The organism is Algoriphagus faecimaris, assembly GCF_900101705.1.
In the GTDB taxonomy this organism is placed as follows: Bacteria; Bacteroidota; Bacteroidia; order Cytophagales; family Cyclobacteriaceae; genus Algoriphagus; species Algoriphagus faecimaris.
This window is the reverse complement of sequence record NZ_FNAC01000082.1, coordinates 1-4,797: the sequence shown is the minus strand read 5'-3', so window position 1 is coordinate 4,797 and position 4,797 is coordinate 1. Positions and strand designations below refer to the sequence as shown.

The window sequence follows — 4,797 nt, the reverse complement described above, 5'->3', positions numbered from 1 at the left end:
TTTCATGCGTTTTAGGGTTGTGATTGATTGAGATAGAGGAGGAAATACGCTTCGCGAAATACACCTTCGGTGAAATACGCCATGGGCGAAATACAGGCCTATCGGTCTGAAATAGGGTCTAAACGTTGGACGAAATACGGCTTTGCCGAAATAGACTCCTCGTATCTCGGAGCGAAATATGCGCTCCTTCGTCGCGAGAAATACGAACCATAGTAGAATCTTCTATTTCAGCCCGCTGGCGGGCTTTATTTCCATAGTATTTTTACCGTGCTTCCACCGTATTTCAATAAGTAAGAACAATAGTCTCCCAGCCTGACTCCGTATAAGTCAAGCAATCAATGGATTAAGAAATAATTGAATGGATAAGCGAAAATCCTCTGCAGCGGAATGGGCTTATCATTTTTGTCAAATGGAATGAAATAGGGCCGCTTTTAGCGTCTGAAACACTTAGAAACAAAGGCCTATCGGCCTGAAATAGGGTCGAAACATCTGACGAAATACGGCTTTGCCAAAATAGGCTCCTCGTATCTCGGAGCGAAATATGCGCTCCTTCGTCGCCCGAAATACAGACCATAGCAGATCCTTCTATTTCAGCCAGCTTGCTGGCTATATTTCAACTGTATTTCAATAGTATTTCCACATTATTTCCATCCCGATGACGGATTACGTCGCCCCCTGATCATGAGTGGAAGTCCCCACGGGTGATACAAGACCCTCGGGGAGCAATAAGGGAGAATAAAAATAGGTTTAAGTTGGGTTCTTGATTAGGTTTTTGAAGAGCTGTTTGGGGGTAAGATTTACCCAGGCAGGTTTGTTAGATTGAAATGATGCTTCCATGGCAATGGTTTAAGTTGGAAGACCGATGGTTCGACTGAGCTCACCACAGGCGACGGGAGACCCCGCCACGGCGGGCAAGCGAAGGGTCTATGACCAAAGTACTTGTGATACAGATCTTATCTATCTGCGCATAGAAATAGAATTTCCACCATGCCCGAAAGGGCAGCAATGCTAGCAATAGGTTTTTGAGAAATCGTCGCCCGCTGACTCTGAGTGGTATGTCCGTCTTTACGGAGCTGTCAGCGAGTAAAAGTGTTAAGTTTTAAATCAGATCGGTTTTTTCGGCTTACGGGGATAGAGCCAGTCAGAGGCTATGATCCCGGAGGTGCCTAAACCCGTGACCCAGGTACAAGATGGTACAGGCAGAGATTCTTTCCGGAAAATTCGTCCCGGGAAGCGCATTACTCCAGAAAAAATCAAGGTCTGTTCCATGATACTTGGGTTTATAATTATAGTCCCCAAAAAAAAGCCATTGGAGTGGGCCCTCTTTCTTGCAGAAACTGAGGTACGGCCAAGCACCCTAGAAATGAGCAAGCGAGTAGCCCACGCCAATGGCGTGAGCATTCTCACCTTTGTCTCATTTCTTTAATTGAAAATTGGCCGTTTTCAGTTTCGAGACTCAAGTGCGAATACTAATGGAATCAGATATTCCACAAATATTGAGATTTCTCATTCGAAATCCGATTATAAATATATGAAAAAATGATTGATGTTGGATAATTAACCAACATTTTTTTCAGACTTTTCAATGATTTTCAATTTCATAAACTAAATTTTCAATGGAATTGGAAAAAAAAGAAGAATTGATAAACAAGCTTGGTCAAAAATTAAAAGAATTAAAAACCGAAAGCAATCTGAGCTATAGGAAATTAGCTCAAAGATGCAATTTAGATCACGCTGATATCAAAAAGTATGAGAAGGGTGTGGATTTACGATTCTTAACTATTGTCGAATTAGCAAAAGCATACGGAGTACATCCCAAGGAAATTTTTGATATCGACTATGAAATTGATTTTAAAAAAATCTAACTAATTAATAATATAGGAATACCCAATCTAAGTAGGATTCCTGAAATATTACAAAATCAAAAAATTGGAATAGTCCGTGGCAGAGGTATGTGATAAGTAAGGTGGGGGAGAGTGTGGTTTGATGATCGGTTAGTTTGACTTGATTATCTTTTTACAAACACCTATTCGCTTTCTGCAATACCACACTTATTAATCATTTATTCTTCCCAAACAACACTTAAAACTGTATTATACTTTGGTGTAACAATGCAATATTCGTAAAAATTGAAATATTTATCATTTTCCCAGGGTTTAAGCTCAAACCACGTAGACTTCCAAACCTTCTGTTTACTTTCCTTTTTTGAATAGATTTTCCCCTGCTTGAAAAATTCGGATGCTACTGAATCATCAGGTGTCGTTAGACCATTTCTGTCTTTAATGAAATGATCATATGGGTCTGGTCGTTTCCAATATTTCACGGTATTACCATAACTGTAAATCAAACAAATTGGATGATTTCCGTATTCAAAATATCGATAAGCCACCGACGTAATACTAGTCTTAAAATAATCTGCCAAATACCGAAGGAGCTCCGGCCCAAATTCATATTCATCAGATATTTTTCTAAATAAAGCCTTTGGCATTAACAATTCAGAAGCAAATTCATTTGCCTCAGTTTCCTGATGGCCAGATTTAAAGTACTCAAGAGTGGCATCATTGTCATTGTGAATTAAAAAGTGATCCTTATGCATTCTTAGATGACCAATTTCATGTCCAATTGTAAATCTGCGTTTGCCTTCATACTCTATCCCTGAATTGATGGTAATTATCGTTTTACGATTGCCAAATACAATTCTACCATCAGCGCTAGACATTGGTTTTTCAATCACAGTTGCTCCCAAACCAGTAGCAACAAGTTCAATGGGAATATTTGAAACATCAAATAATCCATGTTCACTCATAAACTTCTTAGCCGCTTTTTGACCAGAGGACATTATTGATCTTCCATGTTATCTAAATCTTCTAAGAGCTTAGTAAGATCAATATCTCCTAAGATCTCTCTTAAATCATCATCCGACCATTTTTCAAGATTTCTGAATTGAAATGACACTTTTCTCTCTGAAAAAATATCTTTCAAAATCTTACCGGTCAGGATCGCATTCCGTTCCGTTGATTCCTTAATTTTGTCTTTCAACTTCTTCAAAAGAGATTGGTCAAGTCTCTTATTGGCCTTTGCTTTGGCCAAAAATATCGCTTTTCTAAATTCATTAGCACCTTGAAGACTAAGCTCATCAGTATCAATCTTAAGCTCAGCCAAAAATTCTTTTGCAGTATCAAAATCTTCGATAATTACATTCGCTGAGAGTTTATCGAAGTTCCTGAAAATAGATGTGTTCGCCTTCCTATTCATTAGTCAATAGTTTCTGTCTAAGCTTATTTAATCGTGGTTTTAAACGTCTCCAAGCATTATGGAAATCGGATTCACTGATTCCCAAATCCTCTCTAATTGCCTTAGGTTTTACAACACCATCGGCCATGCATTCAAAGATCATCAGCTCTTCATCGGATGATCCCTCGGTTTCTAAAAATGCGTAGGCTTCCTGTCTTAACTCTTCATAAATCATTATGTCTTCTGGGCTTCCATCCTCAGAGCTATTAATAATTTCTTCGGTCGGTTCTTCCTTAGATTTGGACTTATTGAAGGAGTTATTAAGATAGCTATCAATCACACTTACTAAGAAATCCTTGAAAGTTTTGTATCCATCAGTGTTCCAATTTCTGGTACCCTCTACCAATACTAGGGAAAGTACCTCACTAAGTTTTTCTTCTGAAATCTTCAGCAGTTCATCCTTGTTGCCTTTTATACCATACCTATTGATCAACCTATTGATGCAATGAGCTACAAGAATTACCCAAAGCTGATTCCAGTCCTCTTTTTGAGCCACTTTCTGAAGCTCTTCCATAGATATGATGTGTGTAGCTGATTCCACCTTTCGTTTATAGATGCTGAAGATTTAAAAAAAAATACAATTCACATTGTAAATTTTTTCTTCCTATCAGCATTAGTTTATAGAGCCCAGTATTTGGTTAGTCAATAATTAGAAACTATTGAAAATAGCAATAATATGGCAAAGAACAAACCTTATGGAGATAACGCTAGAAAAGGGGCAGTGAAAGATCGGTCCCAAGTCCAAAATCCCAAAACTAAGATATGGACTAAAAGAGATAAAAAATCCGGAAAATTTTTGGATGGAAAAAAGGGTGGTACACCATTTAAAGGAGTGAGAAAGGAGAAGTAACAAAATGGAAAAAGAACGATTAAAGTATTGCATCGATAGATTTGATGCTTTCTATGATACCATCAATAACAAGAGTTCAGTTTTCTTAGGGCTAAGCACTTTTATGGTAGGGGGGTTACTGGCTGGATATCTACCTATTTTAGACCTTATTGATCTAACTCCTGCTTTACCGATTCTATATCTCACCACCGTGGGGATTGGTTTAATTACGATGATAGTTCTGGTATTTGCATCCATGCCTTATACAGGAAAAAATAGTGAATCGCAATACTTCTTTGGATCAATTTCGGGTATGCCCGCACACCAATTTTATTCTAAATCTTTGAATTGTAGTGAGCATACCCCAATTGTTAGGACAGAATTCATTTGACTTCAAGTATACAGAGGCCGGTTGAGTTTTCCATATTTCCACGCCTGAAAATCCCTTTTTAGATTTTCAGAAGAGTGTGGGAATGTGGTAAACTCGTTTCACGCCACCTGCTCAATCATGGAATATGCTTCTGCAGGAATTCTGTTGTCCAGACTGCTGTGCCTTCTACGGTGATTGTAATAATCCATGTATTCTGCCAGCTGTGCATAGAGATCCAATCCGTCCTGTGGTGGGTTGAGATAAATCTTTTCGTACTTGATGGTTCTCCAGAACCGTTCGATAA

The 4,797-nt window shown here is 38.4% G+C and carries 8 protein-coding genes; 4 read left to right on the top strand and 4 right to left on the bottom strand.

Annotated features, from left to right (window positions below; all coding sequences use genetic code 11):
* Positions 1-1,174 precede the first annotated feature (1,174 nt).
* Together BLQ57_RS20530 and BLQ57_RS20525 are read left to right on the top strand one after the other, a co-directional pair.
* Entirely contained in the window at positions 1,175-1,426 is a 252-nt protein-coding gene (locus BLQ57_RS20530; RefSeq protein WP_139162853.1) for a hypothetical protein, read from the top strand.
* 190 nt (positions 1,427-1,616) lie between these two features.
* Positions 1,617-1,865 (top strand): helix-turn-helix domain-containing protein, encoded by a 249-nt coding sequence (locus tag BLQ57_RS20525; RefSeq protein ID WP_087941386.1) that lies wholly within the window; start codon positions 1,617-1,619, stop codon positions 1,863-1,865.
* Positions 1,866-2,062: 197 nt separating this feature from the next.
* On the opposite strand, the gene BLQ57_RS20520 is transcribed toward BLQ57_RS20525, so the two are convergent.
* The 3 genes from BLQ57_RS20520 to BLQ57_RS20510 form a co-directional block, all read right to left on the bottom strand.
* Complete coding sequence (locus tag BLQ57_RS20520; protein ID WP_087941385.1) at positions 2,063-2,839, bottom strand: ImmA/IrrE family metallo-endopeptidase; 777 nt, start codon at positions 2,837-2,839, stop codon at positions 2,063-2,065.
* Positions 2,839-3,162 carry a hypothetical protein gene (locus BLQ57_RS20515; RefSeq protein WP_139162852.1) on the bottom strand — a complete coding sequence of 108 codons (324 nt, stop codon included), beginning with the start codon at positions 3,160-3,162 and terminating at the stop codon, positions 2,839-2,841. The genes BLQ57_RS20520 and BLQ57_RS20515 overlap by 1 nt, the downstream gene beginning before the upstream one ends.
* 85 nt (positions 3,163-3,247) lie before the next feature.
* Positions 3,248-3,808 (bottom strand): hypothetical protein, encoded by a 561-nt coding sequence (locus BLQ57_RS20510; RefSeq protein WP_139162851.1) that lies wholly within the window; start codon positions 3,806-3,808, stop codon positions 3,248-3,250.
* Between the two features lie 162 nt (positions 3,809-3,970).
* Between BLQ57_RS20510 and BLQ57_RS21315 the strand changes: the two genes are divergently transcribed.
* Entirely contained in the window at positions 3,971-4,144 is a 174-nt protein-coding gene (locus tag BLQ57_RS21315) for a hypothetical protein (protein ID WP_087941382.1), read from the top strand.
* A 4-nt stretch (positions 4,145-4,148) separates the two neighbouring features.
* A complete protein-coding gene (locus tag BLQ57_RS20500) occupies positions 4,149-4,514 on the top strand; it encodes a Pycsar system effector family protein (protein WP_087941381.1) in 366 nt (121 codons plus the stop codon).
* Positions 4,515-4,612: 98 nt separating this feature from the next.
* Here BLQ57_RS20500 and BLQ57_RS20495 read toward each other — a convergent pair.
* Positions 4,613-4,797, bottom strand: a 185-nt coding sequence (locus tag BLQ57_RS20495) for an integrase core domain-containing protein (RefSeq protein WP_139162850.1), incomplete at its 5' end; no start/stop codon positions are given.

Excerpts from the sequence above, each read along its gene's own strand:
- BLQ57_RS21315 (WP_087941382.1), top strand. The coding sequence starts at position 3,971 with ATGGCAAAGAACAAACCTTATGGAGATAACGCTAGAAAAGGGGCAGTG.
- BLQ57_RS20510 (WP_139162851.1), bottom strand. The coding sequence starts at position 3,808 with ATGGAAGAGCTTCAGAAAGTGGCTCAAAAAGAGGACTGGAATCAGCTT.
- BLQ57_RS20520 (WP_087941385.1), bottom strand. The coding sequence starts at position 2,839 with ATGTCCTCTGGTCAAAAAGCGGCTAAGAAGTTTATGAGTGAACATGGA.
- BLQ57_RS20500 (WP_087941381.1), top strand. The coding sequence starts at position 4,149 with ATGGAAAAAGAACGATTAAAGTATTGCATCGATAGATTTGATGCTTTC.
- BLQ57_RS20525 (WP_087941386.1), top strand. The coding sequence starts at position 1,617 with ATGGAATTGGAAAAAAAAGAAGAATTGATAAACAAGCTTGGTCAAAAA.